General features: G+C 34.7%; 17 protein-coding genes. 2 read left to right on the top strand and 15 right to left on the bottom strand.

Translation table 11 applies throughout. The annotated features are described in order from the left end of the window. Positions 1-31 precede the first annotated feature (31 nt). The 4 genes from A9G09_RS09970 to A9G09_RS09960 all read right to left on the bottom strand — a co-directional run bounded on the left by A9G09_RS09970 (position 32) and on the right by A9G09_RS09960 (position 3,117). On the bottom strand, positions 32-1,546 hold the full coding sequence (locus tag A9G09_RS09970; RefSeq protein ID WP_065634687.1) for a hypothetical protein: 1,515 nt from the start codon (positions 1,544-1,546) through the stop codon (positions 32-34). Positions 1,547-1,607: 61 nt separating this feature from the next. After that, on the bottom strand, positions 1,608-1,736 hold the full coding sequence (locus A9G09_RS13095) for a hypothetical protein (RefSeq protein ID WP_255307724.1): 129 nt from the start codon (positions 1,734-1,736) through the stop codon (positions 1,608-1,610). Between the two features lie 379 nt (positions 1,737-2,115). Then, positions 2,116-2,544, bottom strand: a complete 429-nt coding sequence (locus tag A9G09_RS09965) for a universal stress protein (RefSeq protein WP_065634686.1) — start codon at positions 2,542-2,544, stop codon at positions 2,116-2,118. A gap of 87 nt (positions 2,545-2,631) precedes the next feature. After that, the gene (locus A9G09_RS09960) at positions 2,632-3,117 is read right to left on the bottom strand and encodes a GNAT family N-acetyltransferase (RefSeq protein ID WP_065634685.1); all 486 of its coding nucleotides are present in this window, start codon (positions 3,115-3,117) and stop codon (positions 2,632-2,634) included. A 278-nt stretch (positions 3,118-3,395) separates the two neighbouring features. Here A9G09_RS09960 and A9G09_RS09955 point away from each other — a divergent pair, with 278 nt between their 5' ends. Both A9G09_RS09955 and A9G09_RS09950 read left to right on the top strand, forming a co-directional pair. Continuing rightward, positions 3,396-3,806, top strand: a complete 411-nt coding sequence (locus A9G09_RS09955) for a GNAT family N-acetyltransferase (RefSeq protein WP_065634684.1) — start codon at positions 3,396-3,398, stop codon at positions 3,804-3,806. Next, positions 3,803-4,384, top strand: coding sequence for a nucleoside triphosphate pyrophosphatase (locus tag A9G09_RS09950; RefSeq protein ID WP_065634683.1), 582 nt, complete (start codon positions 3,803-3,805; stop codon positions 4,382-4,384). Before A9G09_RS09955 ends, A9G09_RS09950 begins: the two co-directional genes overlap by 4 nt. A gap of 28 nt (positions 4,385-4,412) precedes the next feature. On the opposite strand, the gene A9G09_RS09945 is transcribed toward A9G09_RS09950, so the two are convergent. The 11 genes from A9G09_RS09945 to A9G09_RS09895 all read right to left on the bottom strand — a co-directional run bounded on the left by A9G09_RS09945 (position 4,413) and on the right by A9G09_RS09895 (position 15,700). Further along, entirely contained in the window at positions 4,413-5,078 is a 666-nt protein-coding gene (locus A9G09_RS09945; protein ID WP_065634682.1) for an ABC transporter ATP-binding protein, read from the bottom strand. Then, positions 5,078-6,289 (bottom strand): ABC transporter permease, encoded by a 1,212-nt coding sequence (locus tag A9G09_RS09940; RefSeq protein ID WP_065634681.1) that lies wholly within the window; start codon positions 6,287-6,289, stop codon positions 5,078-5,080. Before A9G09_RS09940 ends, A9G09_RS09945 begins: the two co-directional genes overlap by 1 nt. A 108-nt stretch (positions 6,290-6,397) precedes the next feature. Further along, the gene (locus A9G09_RS09935; protein WP_065634680.1) at positions 6,398-6,871 is read right to left on the bottom strand and encodes a DUF4418 family protein; all 474 of its coding nucleotides are present in this window, start codon (positions 6,869-6,871) and stop codon (positions 6,398-6,400) included. A 21-nt stretch (positions 6,872-6,892) separates the two neighbouring features. Beyond that, complete coding sequence (locus A9G09_RS09930; RefSeq protein WP_065634679.1) at positions 6,893-7,552, bottom strand: ABC transporter ATP-binding protein; 660 nt, start codon at positions 7,550-7,552, stop codon at positions 6,893-6,895. 9 nt (positions 7,553-7,561) lie between these two features. Beyond that, the gene (locus A9G09_RS09925) at positions 7,562-8,704 is read right to left on the bottom strand and encodes an FtsX-like permease family protein (protein ID WP_218056891.1); all 1,143 of its coding nucleotides are present in this window, start codon (positions 8,702-8,704) and stop codon (positions 7,562-7,564) included. Between the two features lie 19 nt (positions 8,705-8,723). Next, positions 8,724-10,013 carry an ABC transporter permease gene (locus tag A9G09_RS09920; protein WP_065634678.1) on the bottom strand — a complete coding sequence of 430 codons (1,290 nt, stop codon included), beginning with the start codon at positions 10,011-10,013 and terminating at the stop codon, positions 8,724-8,726. 21 nt (positions 10,014-10,034) lie between these two features. Next, positions 10,035-11,285 carry a Fe-S-containing protein gene (locus A9G09_RS09915; RefSeq protein WP_065634677.1) on the bottom strand — a complete coding sequence of 417 codons (1,251 nt, stop codon included), beginning with the start codon at positions 11,283-11,285 and terminating at the stop codon, positions 10,035-10,037. A 102-nt stretch (positions 11,286-11,387) separates the two neighbouring features. Further along, positions 11,388-11,951 (bottom strand): iron transporter, encoded by a 564-nt coding sequence (locus tag A9G09_RS09910; protein WP_065634676.1) that lies wholly within the window; start codon positions 11,949-11,951, stop codon positions 11,388-11,390. A gap of 128 nt (positions 11,952-12,079) precedes the next feature. Next, positions 12,080-13,276, bottom strand: a complete 1,197-nt coding sequence (locus A9G09_RS09905) for an FTR1 family protein (RefSeq protein WP_065634675.1) — start codon at positions 13,274-13,276, stop codon at positions 12,080-12,082. A 12-nt stretch (positions 13,277-13,288) separates the two neighbouring features. Next, the gene (locus tag A9G09_RS09900; RefSeq protein WP_065634674.1) at positions 13,289-13,918 is read right to left on the bottom strand and encodes a nitroreductase family protein; all 630 of its coding nucleotides are present in this window, start codon (positions 13,916-13,918) and stop codon (positions 13,289-13,291) included. A 363-nt stretch (positions 13,919-14,281) separates the two neighbouring features. Then, positions 14,282-15,700: a hypothetical protein gene (locus A9G09_RS09895; protein WP_065634673.1), complete on the bottom strand. Its 1,419-nt coding sequence runs from the start codon at positions 15,698-15,700 to the stop codon at positions 14,282-14,284. Positions 15,701-15,933: the final 233 nt, after the last annotated feature.

The raw sequence follows: 15,933 nt of genomic DNA, 5'->3' as shown, positions 1-15,933 counted from the left end.
AAACGCCTATTTCTATAGTTTATTTGCAAAATTAGGGCACAACACAAGCAGCACGATCATTACGATTTTCTCTATTAAAGCTTTCAGGCTCAACCACTCCAACATTCGAGGCAACAATGTAATAATTTCCTTTATAACTTACATTAGAACCTTGATAAATTTGATTGGAATAATAACCATAAAATGTATCCCAATCAGTACCAGCATAACCACTGCATTTATATGCCCCACCAGGCGAATTGGATAAGCTACTGCTGACACATCCCCATTCATTAAATATTCCCCCTATCCAGGTATTGTTTGCATTACGATAACTGATTTGACGTCGATAAGCAGCAATATTACCTAAACGACCAGGAATGCCACCTGTCCAATCATATTTCTGATTGTTTGCATTGGTATAATCTGTAACATTTGGTACACGATAGCCATTTCCTAAACTATCACAAAATGATTTAGCCTGATTGAAAGAACTAATTTGAACGCTTGGTTGTGCTATATACCAACGTTGTATTTTAAAACTATACAATAAAACTTTTTTTGTGGAATCGGCATAAATTCGAAAGACTGAAGGAGTAAAGCTCTTATTTGTACTATTTTTATTTGGACCTTTCAAAGTAATTTTTAATAAAGTCTGCTTTTCACCGACTGAATTAAATTTACCAGTCCAAGTTGTTGAAGCCGCATCTTGTAAACTTAACTGTAAGCTAATATTTCCACCACTACTTGCAGTCACAATTTGACCATTAGCATTAATCACTTGAGTTGGAGTAATTCCCCCTAATAACAAATAAAAATACAATCCATTTGAACCTGTAGTTGGAAAATTCAGTTCTGGTTTTGCAAGGTTTTGTATCTCAAAACCTTTACTTGTTCCCCAATCTGGTCCTTCAACATCAATATCATATTGTGACGATAAATAAGTACTTTTATCATAAACTAAATTAGGCTGAGCAAAACAAGCATAAGCTTTACCTTTTTTGGGTGTTAAATAGTAGGTATGGCTACCTCCAGAAAAATTACTTATATTAGGTAATCCATATTGTGTAGATAGTTGACCATTAGTTGCCGTTATTGTTAAACGATATGGACTTTTACACGGGTTCAACTGACTACTAGAATTCATACCAACTTTTTTAGTGATATCATTATCCCCTGCATCTTGCCATTTAACACTTAGAGTGCCAGTTGCTTTTGCATTTTTATCACCATCATCATCGCCCCAATAGTTATAAGGCGGAAGAATTAAACTATTTATTCCAATATTAGGATAACTACTATTACCCGACGAAGGAAAGGGTATAAATGTCTGAATTTTACTAAATGAATCAGTTATAAAAGGTAATTCAATGGGTTGTAATTTAGTCGAATTATCTTGCGAAGCAGCAATGAATGTACCATCAGATAATTTAATTCCAAGTAATGAATCAACATTTTCCGCTTTAGTTAAGCCTTTATCAAATGTTAAATAGGGTTGGGAACCTCGAATAGCTTCAACTGTTTGAACTGTAAGTGCTTGGGCATTATTTTTGAAAAAAAATAACAAAACAACTATAAGAAAAAAGAGATTTACTTGACGAAAAAAACAAGCTTTTGCAAACTTAACATTACAAGATAACTTTAGAAACTGACTGGCTGGCTGGCTGGCTGGCTGGCTGGCTGGCTGGCTGGCTGGCTGGCTGGCTGGCTGGCTGGCTGGCTGGCTGGCTGGCCTGTATACAATTGTATTTTATCATATTTTTAATCATACTAATAGTAACTTCCTTTTTTTTCCATATTTTTATTTCCATCTAACGTGCTCAAAATTATAAACAAGTTTATATAATTGAGCAAACTCAGAATCTTTAAGTTTTGTTAAACTTTTATTATTTTATAAGAATATTAGTAAAATAGATTAACAGTATTGTTCTAATATGATCAATTTACTCGATCATAAGTTCTAGATAGATATCAAGCCGATTAATAATAACTTAGTTACCTTTAATACACATTATTAATTATATTGTTAAATAAGAAAGCAATAAAGTTAATATTGTTTTTGGTTTTAATAATTCCGAAAAAGGCAAGGAATCTTCATTAATTCCCTGCTTAATAATGATTAATTAAATTATAAAACTAACGAACGACTAATACTGAAGTCTGAGCGCCTCGTACCACGCCCGATGCATTTGATCCTAAAAGATGGGTGGTAATATTTGGGCGCCTTGATCCTAAAATAATAAGATCAGGTTTTATTTCGTCAGCTAGAGCTAGAATTTCATCTCGTGGATTACCAAAAGCAATTGAAAATGATAAATTTTCACGCGGTAAATTAATCGAATCAATTAACCTATGTAGTGCTTGCTCGGTTTGTACGGTTGCTTGATCTTTAAATTCATCAAATCCAAATGAATAGGCATTAACAATGGCCGATGCAACAGGTAAAGTATGAAAAAAAATAACTTTGGCATTCGATAATTTAGCTAAACATTCTAAATGTGGAATGACTTTTTGGGTTAATTCGTCCTCAAGGATATCAATAGGAACCAAAATTTTATTATACATAACTGTTACCTCGCTGTGTAAAAATTTATAACTTACCTATATTTTTAATACAATCCTGATTGATTCATCATACTCGCTTTTAATTGATTAACGAATGATTTTTTGCATCAAAATCACTTCTTTAGCTGAATTAACGTTATGAGGTTTACACAGTTGAAATCCAAGTTTTTCATACAAAGCAACAACATCTGTCATTGCCGATAATATATTGGTATAAACTTTTTCATAACCAAGTGATTTTGCTTGTTGCACAGCAAGTTTAATCAACTCTTGACCAATACAAAGTCTTTTATATTCTTTTTTTACATATTTATTTATTAATTCAGCAGTTGAATTATCATAGTGGCGAAGACCAATGCAACCTGCAATGCTTGCCGAAGTCGAAATACCGATGTGAGCAAGTATTAACATTCCTTTTGGGTATAATGAAGTGTGAACAATGGATTTAAATGCATTCTCCATTGTTAACGTGTACAAACTTGGACAAAAAAGATTAGCATATTCAGAAAAAAGTTGTTTCCCTTGTTCAAAATCACATGCAGTTTTAGCAATTTTATAAGTAACTAAAGGCATAAGACATTTCCTGAGCATTTACAATGGTTGTTTAATTAAATTACACCTGTTTTTCGATTAAATCATATTCATTATTTTTATTAATATCATAGGTAACATCATTGTTATCACAGTGCAGATTCAACTTTAAATTTTAGGCTTGTTTAGTTAATTGATTGTTAAATAATAAAGCGATAACATAATACCCAATCGATAGTTGGTGGTAATTACTTAGTTAAATCTTTAAAACATAAATCGCTATCACTATCTATGTATGATTAAGTTAAAATTGGAGTCATATGACTAATATCATTTACAGATGTAATATTAAACCCACATTAACACAAGCTATTACGCTATATAATAATTGCAGTTTAGGTGAACGCCGCCCTATTGATGATCATAAACGGTTTCAAGCTATGTTAGATAATGCAAATCTAATCGTTACTGCTTGGGATGGCGATTCACTTGTTGGTATTGCTCGTTGCTTAACCGATTTTGTTTATATTACTTATTTAGCTGACCTTGCAGTTGATAATAGATACCAAAAACAAGGTATTGGTAAACAATTAATCAAAGAAATACAAAATTATACTGGTTTAAATTGTGCGATTACTTTGCTGGCAGCGCCGCAAGCAGTAGAGTATTACGGTCATATCGGTTTTAACTGCCACCCCTCAGCTTGGATAATAAAAGAAGAACTTAAATGAAAATAATCTTAGCATCAACTTCACTTTCTCGAAAAAAAGTATTAGAAAAGTTAGCTATTGCTTTTCAATGTGTTCCACCAATTTGTGATGAAACGCCATTACCGAATGAGTCAGCAGAACAACTAGTCATACGCCTATCAAAACTTAAAGCACAATCATTGATAACTCAATATCCTAATTGTTTAATCATAGGATCAGATCAAGTGGGTGTTTTAGATGATAAAATAGTTTGTAAACCCCTTACTGTTGAAAATGCTCGTCAACAATTACGTAACAGTAGTGGTAAATCCTTCTATTTTTACACGGGTATGACAGTTATTAACACCGCTAGTGGACAATCGAACACAATATGTGAACCTTTTAAGGTGACGTTCCGTCATTTAACCGATGCAGAAATCAATGCCTATATAGCAAAAGAAAGGCCACTACAATGTGCCGGAAGCTTTAAATGCGATGAATTAGGAATAACGTTATTTGATAAGTTAGAAGGTGATGATATTAATTCATTGGTGGGATTGCCGCTATTAAAGCTCAATAAAATTATGATAGAAATGGGCTGCAATCCACTTTTCATGTAATACACATATTTTATGTAATATATGCAAACTATTCGACCAATCGACCAGCAGCCATTTTAATTATTTTTTGGCTATAATTTGCGACATCATGGTCATGTGTCACAATTAATAACGCTGTTCCTTGCTGATGAATTTCGGTTAATAGTTGCATAATTTCAGTCGAACTTTCGTCATCTAAATCACTTGTTGGTTCATCAGCAATCACAATTTGTGGCTGACAAATCAAAGCACGTAAAATAGCAATACGCCGCATTTCACCACCAGACATATTTGCAGGATAAGCATCTTGCAGATGGCTTATCTTTGCTTTCTCTAACAGTTGTTGTGCATAACTTAGGCTTGTTTGATTGGCGCGCTTAGTTAGATAAAAAGGTAATCGTATATTTTCAAGCGCTGTTAAATTAGGTAATAAACTACTGCCTTGGGGAATATAACCAATATTCTGATTTCGAAATGCTGAAACTTGCTCATCATTAAGTTCAAAAAGATTAGTATCATTAATGGTAATTTTGCCCTGAGTTGGCGTCAGTAACCCTGCAATCATATTAAGTAAAGTCGTTTTACCACTACCTGATTTACCCATAATACAAACAAAATCATCCTGTTCCATGTTGAAACTAACATTATCCACAGCTGAAAAAGTTTGTTGTGCGCGACGATAATCTTTACGCAGATTTTTAACGCTAAGTAACATTATTCCCCCTCTCTTAATGTGCTGTAAGTATCAAATTTAGTCATAGATAAGGCAGAATAAATACAAGATAGCGGGCCAATAATAACGGTGAGAATAAACACTATTACGGCATATATTATTGCATCAAATAACGAGATATTGACGCATGGCAAACCAATTGATTGGCAAATTAATAAACTAAAAGCATAAATCAATATAGCAGCAATCATAATACCAGCAATACCACCTAATGCACTAATTATCAATGACTCTTTTAATAACATTTTAATTAAGTCACGGCGTGATGCCCCAAGTATGCGTAATAAACTGATCTCGCGTTTACGTTCGTTTAATGAGGATGAAAAAATAACAAAGATCACAATAATAGCTAACACCCAAAAAATAGCCGATAAACTGTACACAATAGTTGAAAATCCACTTAACCATTTTGCAATATTACTTAACATCCCTTTAGTCATAACAAAATCGATATTATAGTCCATGGCAAATTTTGGCATGATTTGATTAATAATATCTTTAGGTTGATAGTCATGATTTACTTTAATAAAAATAGAAGAAGCATAATCAGAAAAATGATCAACATCACCTTCTATTAATTTAGCCTCTTTCATTAGTTTTTGCGCAGCTGACATTGTCATAAAAACTGAAGTATCAAAACCCATGCCTGTGCTATCCATTTTAGCTGCTATTTTAAAAGGATGATTAAAAAATAGGATCTCATCACCCACTTGTGAAGTAATTTTAGCACCCACAACAACTTGATTGTCGGTTAATGGCTGGCTTAGTTGGGTTTGTAACCATGGTTTAATAACAAAATCACTTTGCTCATCAAAGCCGATTAGCTGTACTTTAGTCGTACAACATCCCGCGTTCAATGAAGCAATAAAAAGCTGCGGAGAAATAGCTTCAATCCCTTTAATATTTTTAATTTTATCAATTAAATCAACTTTTAGATAAAAACTACTTGGTTCACCCCGTAATAAAGCAACTTCCATATTCTTTTCATAACCATAAGGCACAATAAGAATATCAGCACCTAACCGATCGGCCATGCCTGAAATACCTTGACTAAGATTTTTCATTAACACACTGCCACCAAATAGTGTGGCTGAAAAAAGTGTAATAATAATAATCAAACAACAACTACGAAAAGGTCGTCTTTGAATATTTTTCCATGCTAAATGAGAAATAGTAATCGGCTTTTCTTGCATGTTAATTTCCTGCAATTATTGGGCTCTTTATTTATCTATTAATATTTATAGTGATAAATTCTAAGCGTTAACTTGTTTAAGCGAGTGATGATCTGACTAGCTTATCTGTTACTCGTATCTTTTGGATATTTTATTTAAATAGACTAAATTGATGATTGATACCACAAATATCAAACCAGACAGTAAAACCAAAGCAGGTTTAGCACCCATATTGCATCGCATCATCTCGTTAGGGCAAACACCAATTAAAATAGTTGGAATCGCGGCCGCTAATAACGAGATACAAGCTAATGACATTGTTAATCCCATACGGACAAATATCGTACGACTAAATAGCATCAAAACACCAACGGCTATCACTAAACTACCGATGCCGAGTTCGGCTCGCAAAGTCCAAAAACATCTCATAATTTTAGCGGGTGCACTATGCATATGTTCACCGCCAGCTACCTGGCTCATTGCATCAACAGGCATAGCTGAAGGTTCTGGTAGGGGACAAACAGGTAAAATATACATTGGAAACAATATTAATAACGCGCCTAACACAATAAAAAACAGTGATGAAATCATGCGATTTTTCATATAATAAACCTCTTTTAATGGTTAATTATCAATAATACTTGCCACTTTACCGTGTTCAAGTACAACTGTAGTTTGTGCATGCCGAGATACCTCAGGTGAGTGAGTCACCACTATAATAGTGCTCCCTTCTTCATGCAGTTGATGTAATAAATTCATAACCATTGCTTCATTGTTTTCATCTAAATTACCGGTTGGTTCATCGGCTAAGATTAGTTTAGGATAGTTGATCAATGCTCGAGCAATACAAACACGTTGCTGTTCACCGCCTGATAATTGTCTTGGTAAATGCTTTGCTCTGGCCGCTAAACCAACGCGTTCTAGAGCCTGTAACGCTTCTTTTTCATCAACCATACTGTGATAATACTGCGCTACCATTACGTTTTCTAAAGCTGTTAAGTATGAGACAAGATGAAATTGTTGGAAAATCAATCCAATTTTATCTCGACGGATTTCGGTTAACTGGGGTAGAGAAAGCTGGGTGATATCTTGTCCGTCAAAAATTACCGAGCCTAATGACGGTTTATCCATACAACCGATAATATTCATCAATGTCGTTTTACCACTACCCGAAGGTCCCATGATAGATAACCATTTACCTTCCTCAACAGCTAAATTCACGTCTGAAAGTGCATGTAGTGAGCCATATATTTTTGATACATTCTTTACTTCGAGTATATTCATACTTAGATCCTATTCACCTCGCAATACGAGTGCGGGTTCAACTTCAAGAGCACGTTTTACAGGAATTAAACATGCTATTACCGTGACAAGAGCAGAAATAATAATAGTTGTTGGAATAAGGTAAAACTCAATAATTATTGATCGCCCAAAGACATTAGTACTAATAACTTGTGCAAAAACAAGCCCACAAACTACACCAATCATGCCACCAATGATACCTAATACCAACCCTTCAGCTAAAAACTCTTTAGCTATGCTTTGATTATTTGCCCCAATTGCTTTTTTGAGTCCAATTTCTTTACGGCGTTCCATCACAACCGTCATCATCGTTGTAGCAACGCAAATCATAGTAAGCACTAACACCACAAAAGTGACTAAATAAAGTAATGATGAGAGTTTACCTAGAACTGAAGACTCTGATTGTGTTACCCATTTTATTAAATGGGGATCGATAGTATTAATGTGGTTTTTGATTGTTTCAACATAGTGTTTTAATTCTGCTTCAGTAGCAGTTATACTCACCTCAACCACTTCAGCCTGATCGGATTCTTCAAGTAGAACTTCTAAATCATGTAAATCAATAAATATAAATCCATCTTCGGCTCGCCCTGTTTTAATAATACCTGTAATTTTAAGATCTTCATCAAAGCGCGAATCTTGTTTAGATTTACCCGAAATCGGCATCGTACTGCCAATTTTCAGTTTGGTAAAATTAGCAATATCGGTACCAATCATGATTTCATTCGGATTTTTAGGTATGCTTCCTTCGATTTGCCAATAAGGGCTAGTTTTGGTCACTTGTTCGAAGTTAGTACCCACAATGGTATAAGGATGCTGATTGCTACGAATAGCATCATAACGGAAAGGAGTGACGCCTAAAAGCTTGTCTTGAGGAAGTAAATTTACTGCTTGTTTCACATCAGCAAGTGGCATAGTCGGTTGATTATTAGCGGGCATAAATAATAAATTTGCGCCATAAGAACGAAACTCTTGCCCCATTTGACGCGGAATATCATAGCATAATGTTATCATTCCAAGTAAAACGGTAGCACCGATAGCAACCCCTAGCAATGCAATCATAATTCGCGATCGGCGACGAATGAGTGAGCTAAAAATGGTTTTGATAATAAAGCGTGTATTTTTATTCATCATAAGCGAGTTACCTTTGTTCTTATCGACCATGTAATACATCTGTTGGACGTAAAAACATCATTATCCGTAAAGCGGGTAAACTACCGACAAAGGTAATTAAACCAACCATAATTAATACTAAAGGAATAATAATCATTTTCGGCTCGACAAATGAACCAAATACCGTATGACCAATAATTTGAGCAAATCCCAAGCCAATAAAGTAACCAAAAATTCCACCTAACAAGGCAATAATCAATATTTCAGTTAATATCAGCATAGCGACCGCTGTATTTGTTGCTCCTAATGCTTTAAGTAAACCAATTTCAGTGCTTCGCTCAATAACATTGGCTGTGACCAAATTTGAAATCGCCAACGCCGAGCAAATTAACGATAAAATGGTTAATAGCAACATGAGTAATTGTGTTTTTTGCAGTATAGAACCTTCAGATTCAGCGACTTGCATAATCGCTTTAACCCGAACATCAGGCATCAATTCTTCAAGTTGATAAGCAATTGAACTAATGTAAGCGGTACAATACCAAGTATCCCATTCAGTTCTTGATAAACTATTAGGATCTTGTGCTGCTTTACGTGCTAATTCGTTTTCAGGTGTGGTTAATGCACTCACTTCAACTCGTTCAACGAGTCCTTCTTTATTTGCTAACTTTTGGACTACCGGCAGGGAGACATAGAGCTGTGAATCTTCTACACCACCACTGTGAAAAATATTATTAACCGTTAACGTTAATGAATTATTTGTTTGTGGAGACGTAATATTGATGGTATCACCTAACTTTAAATTCCACTGTTTAGCTACAGTTTCGCCCACCATGACACCTTGTAAATTATCATCTTTCATGGTGTTACCTTCAATTGTCCACCATGATTTCATGGCTAACATGCCGGTATCAACTTCATCTCCAGTTGGAATAGTCAGGTGTTTGTTAAACCAAGTACCCACAATGGTAATAGGTTTGCCATTTAAATTGGCTTGAGCTGTTAGATAGGGGGCAAAATCGACAATGTTATAAGCCCAGAAGATCATCTTAATTTTGACTAAATCATCTTGCTTAATGTACTGCATAGCTTGTTGTTTGCCATTATTATCGTCAAGTTGGTACATTTCGCTAACAAGCGCTGTTCCGCGAGGGACAATATTTAAATTAGCACCATAAGCCTTTAACTCTTGATTCACTTTGTCACCAACATCAAACATAACATTTAACATTGCTGTTGCAAGTGAAACACCGAGTGCTACAGTTAAAGCGATCAAAAATAATTTCTTTTTTTGACGCACTAATACACTAATTAACATTCTGCGAAACATAAACTTTTCCTTTGTTAACCTTTATTTAAAGCGTGCTTTTTCTGCTTCTAGGTTTGCGGGACGAATAACCATATTCCCATCAATAATTTCATATTTAAGTGGAACTGGGTTACAACCACCAGAAAAGCCAATCGTTGCAATATTCATCACCACATCACATAAAATACAAACAACTTGATTACCGCGTTGATAGTAACCACTTGCACCGCAAATATCACAGGCATCAAAACCAACGCCATAGGCGTTTTCGCTTTTTTTAATCACAATAAAACGAACTAATGTACCATCGGTAGCCTTGTAACCATATCGATGTAAATTACCATCATTGACATTATCTAATGGAATAACAATTAAACCATCAGCATTAGGGGAAACCGGTTCAGCTGGCGTAAGTTCAACACCTTTTTCAAAAATGTAACGTGCTCTTGTTACCGTATAAGCAGTTATTGCAGCACCTGCGATGAGTAATAATGAAGTGCGCCTATCACTACGTAACTGTGCCTTGAGTTTACGTATTTGCGCTGGATTACTGCCAACTAATGATGTTGTTTTCGATTGGATATATAACGCTATGGCCAATAACAACACTATTGCCATAAAAATAAAGATAAAGAAATTAACGTGACCTAATACAAAAATCACTAATTCCATCATCCATTTTTGTGGTTTAATAAATCGCCTTACAATTAAAATTTGAATAAGATTGATACTGTTTTGAATCGTAAATATAAGCAAAGCGATTAAAATAGTTGCTTGGACAAATTTATTAGATAAACGCCTACATAGACGGAAAGTAAATACAGCAATTAATCCAGCAACGAGTAAAGCAAAGCAATAACCAACCCATTTGAATAGATAATCATTATTAAAGATTGACTCCATCCCAACTGAAAATTCAAAGGGATAAAGCATTAAATTTGGTAAAAATTGTGCAGCAATTAATCCAATAGCAAGCACAGATAGTAAGGTAAATAGAATTTTGCCAAGCTGGCAATTGATTGGTGTTTTTAATATTGCGCAGATAAACAATGGGATGGCAATTATCATCCACAAGGTGATGATGCCAAGATCATAAAATTCACGAACAGCAAAACCTGTATTTCGCTTCAAAATAGCATAAACTAATGCTGCAAATAATCCTATTATAAAACCGAAGGTAAAGATTTTTTTATTATAATTAGGTATTGCTCTAACTATCATTGCACTTAGTAGTGCTAATACAACAATGGGAACAAAAGTATTATCGGTAATTTTTATAAGGTATTGAAGCATATTAATTGCCTAATGGTTACAACCTATTATGGCGAGTGAAAACCTCGCCATAATAAATACTACAAAATATTAAGTATAACTGATACTATTTTTTAAATATCATTACCATGCTCGAGGAATATAATCAAAATCCCAAGAAACTTCAATTGGTTTAGTCCAAAAACGTCCTTCGACTCCGGTTTCTTTATCTACATGCAATAAATAACCTTGTTTTTCTGGATTTTCGATAGTAAATGTCACTTTATATTTACCTGCACCATCAAGTTTAATATTGTTACCATAATGTGGGCCATCCGATGCGTTCATTGGCATAAAGTTACCTTCTATGGCTTTATCGCTACCTTGTTTTTGGATCTTATATTTAACCGTTAAGTAAGGAACAAAATCGCCAACACCATAACCAAGTTTATTGCCTTCTGCTGCTGAAATATCTGCTTCAATGTGCATATCAGATTTTGATGCAGGTAAACCACCCATGCCTGCTGGCTCCATATCTACAGGTTGAAAATAAACCGCGCCAATATGTAATGGTCCAACTGTCACTTCATCACCGATTGGAAACTCTTCAAAACCTTTTTGTTCGCCTGGAGCAGGTGCTGCTGCATAAGCAACAGATGATAACGCAAGTATTGATGAAATACCCGCAACTAATACTAATTTTTTCATTGAAAACTCCTTTACTTTTATTTAATTACTCATCATTAAAGCAATCACTACTTTTTTTGCTATTTAAATTGACTTCGAAATATCATTAATCAACATCTAACCAACTTTTAAACAACAAACTAAATTGATCAAACGTTTTGTTTATTATGTTTAGCTTTCAAATAAACCACCGATATGATAACAACTAATATCATAAATATTTGTGGTATTAACGTTTCAACGGTTGGATAAATCCCTAAAATATCGATTGAATGCACAAAATCAACCGGCGTTACAGGAATTATATCGGCTTCTTGTAACTCTTTTACACCTCCGCCAGCAAAAGCTATAGCCATAATATACATTAGTGTACTTGTGCCAATAAAAAATGGTCTAATTGGTAATTTCATAGTACCAAAACGAATCAATATAAAGATAATAGCAAGCACAAAACAACCTATGGCTAGACCATACCACACCATATCCATATGCTCTTTAGCTTCAGCCAACATTGCTTGGTAAAATAAAATAGTTTCAGCACCCTCACGGAAAACAGCTAAAAAGGCAGCAAATCCCAATGCAAAACTACTACCCGATGAAACCGCCGTCTGCACTTTACCTTCAACATAGTTTTTCCACGCTTTTGCTTCTGCTTTTGAAAACATCCAATTACTAACAAAAAATAGCACGACGGTGGCAAGTAACATTGCAACACCTTCTATCATTTCTTGATTAGCGCCACTAATATCAAAAATAGAGTGAAGCGCAATTGCCGCTAAAATACTGGCAAATACCGCAAATAACGAGCTCATGTAAACAACTTTAACCATAGGTAAGTTGCCCGAACGCACTAAATAGGCCGATATAGCGGCAATAACTAAAATAGCCTCTAATCCTTCACGGAAAATAATAATAAATGAAGCTAATAAAATACTCCAACCGCTCTCTTTTTTGCCATCGAGCTCATTGGCATCTTCATGTAGCATTTTTAATAAAACGTCGATTTCTGCTCGTACTGTTTTATTTGGCGCGCCATCAGTCATTAAACGTTTGATTTTAGCAAATTGGTATTCGGTATCGGTACCGCGTTTACCAGAAATATATGACATCACAGCCCTTTCGACACCATGCTTTTCATAGAAACCGAAGTAGGCGTTATTTACGCGCTCTTTTGCTCTATCACTGTCTTTCATAAAATAGATATCGTAGGAATCATTGAGTATGCTATCCATTTCATCAATGATAGCATTCCAGCTTTGATATTTTTTTTCAGCAGCGTAAGAAGAGGGAGCAAAAACAATCACACTTGTAATTATCAACAATACTAATGCAAAAAACCGTTTCACTTTTTATTCCTTTTATTTTCCTAATAACATAATACCAATTGGTTTACTATTTTCAGGCAATTGCAACGCTTGGGATATGACATCTGGTTTAATAGAATGGATATATCTGGCGCTTAATTTTAACGCTGCAGCACTAAGGTAAATGTTTTGACTCATTGCACCCACAGCTATTTGAGCAAAATCATTAGCCTGATCGACTGGCGTATCTTTAAGAGAGTTTTGATCAAACACAAAAATTAAAGAATAAGCTGCGCGCTTGGTAAAGTTTTGCATCGCAATATCGGCACGAATATCTTTATTATTAATTTCACGCAAATATTGACCATCCCATTCGTATAAAAAGGTACCCTTTTCACCCGCAACGTATAAACGAACATAGGGAGCTTTACCATTCGCCATTGGTACCGTCCACCCCGTTTTACCACGATTTAAGCCACTTGCAGCCCAAAGCACTGTAGATAATTCATCATCAGATAAATTACCAACGGGGAAACCACCACCGGGAGTAGAAGCACGTTTTTTTAGACTTTCAAATAGCCCCATTCCATCTTTGGTTTGAGGGTTGGGTAAAGATATATCACCATAACATAACGATATTGAAAATATTGATGACAATAAAACAATAACTAATTTGCGCATCATGCAAGGCACAGTCCACCTCTAGCTAACTTGTAATAATAGCGATATCTTATTGCTAATAATGGTAATGATCAACAACAAATAATAATAATTATCATTTGACAATCAAAAAATATTTCTAATTTATTTTTAATAAGATAACTTAATATTTTAGTGGGAATTTTGATTTGATTTGATTTTAATGGTTATTTATACCTATCAACACTGAAATTGGTTATATTTTAACCTCATTTTGCGATTTGCTCCGACGCCAATATGGCTTTTACACTAATTTTCGCTGTGCAAAAATTAGTGTAACGTCGCAAATCAACAAATAGACAATGTAACTAAATTAGCTAAATTAAAAGAAATAACATTACTATTAAATTACCAATCCATCCAATCTGGGGTAAAACAAAAAGTAGAATAAATAATTGTGTGACCTAACTGCGCCGATATATTTCCATCTCTTGGACGAACAACAAAATAGTCCCAATCATCAATAGTTTTTTGTTGAAGCCTTCTACCTGTCCAATAATAATTATCTAAATTAACATTTAAACCATAATTGGTTAAATTTCCCCATTCACTAAAAACACCACCATTAATATGGCGCCAATAACGCCCACCATCTGTTGTTGTTTGAATATTCGGATTATTTAACCCTGATATATATCTTGTTACACCTTCAAACATAAAAGAACCAGATGCAGTCGTAAAGTCAACCGGATCAGGTAAACGGTATTCTTGAGCCGTTATTGTTTCTTGGCGACCTGGTTGACCATCAAGCGCAAAACACCAGTTGGCTTGTCCAGCACTAGTTTCTAGTTTATCCTTATCGCGAACAACAAACCATTTTTGTAATTGAAATCCATATTCAACCACCTTCACACCATTCAAATTACCTTGTATTTTAAAATTAGCAGGTAACACCGAGGGTTTACGTGCAGTTGCACCATATTCACTAGAGGTCGGTGCTGGCCCATTTAATGTCACCCTTACACTGTCTTTTGTAATATTACTTACAGTTGCAGTAATATCACCCACTTTTACTGTTGGCCAATTTAAATTTTCCATCCCATTGGTTATCAATAAATCGAAATACACACCATTTCCAGCTAAAGTAGGAAAATTCTGATTATAATTTCTAGATAAACCCGATTGTGTTATAAATCCTTTTGATGTATCCCACATATTGGTTGGACCAGCAAAAATACCCGTGCTATTTTCCATGCTACCCGGCCTAGCATAGCAAGCATATGGCTGAGTATCATGAGGATAGATATAATATACAGCAGAGTTTTTTACATACGTTTTTTGATTTGGAATTCCAAAAGCCGTTTTTAATTGGACACCATCATTCGAATCAATATTTATAGTCAGTTTATAAGGAGCAAAACATTTCGAAGGTAATTCATTTAAATCAGAGGCTTGCAGTTGTAAACCATTTTTATCTTGCCAATTGGCATTTATCGCGCCTGATATTGTAAAATCGCCATCACCATCAATATCTTGTGCTAAATTGGTGCCTAAAGTATAGTTTGTTGTATCGGGTGTGACAATGGTTTGGACACTTTTAAAAGTATCACCTGGATTATTAAAATGAATGGCTTGGACTTTATCCCAATTACCATTTTCGTTTAATTTCATCATATTTCCAGCTGGATCACTTAAATAAACATCATTGCCAATCTTGATTGTTAATAAATTATCATTAACACCGTTAAATAAAATAAATGGAGAAGATCCTCTGATAGCAGAAGAAGTTTTAGCGGTTAATGCATCGACAATTGGCACATTAAACATGCATAAACAGAAACAAATAACAAGCGAAGCTATTTTAAAGGTAGACCAATTAATTGCGAATAATAGAGTGTTGAAAGAGGAATGAAAATTTATTGTTTTAACAATTTGATTACGACAAGTTACCAAAAAGAGTAAATCATCAAAATTAACGATGCCCGATGCCCGATGCCCGATGCCCGATGCCCGATGCCCGATTTAGGATATATTTTATCATACTTTCCCCAATCAATGTA

Origin of the sequence: Gilliamella sp. wkB292 (assembly GCF_001690235.1) — a bacterium.
Classification (GTDB): domain Bacteria; phylum Pseudomonadota; class Gammaproteobacteria; order Enterobacterales; family Orbaceae; genus Gilliamella; species Gilliamella apicola_F.
The sequence above is the reverse complement of the archived record's forward strand: the minus strand, read 5'-3'. Positions and strand labels throughout refer to the sequence as shown.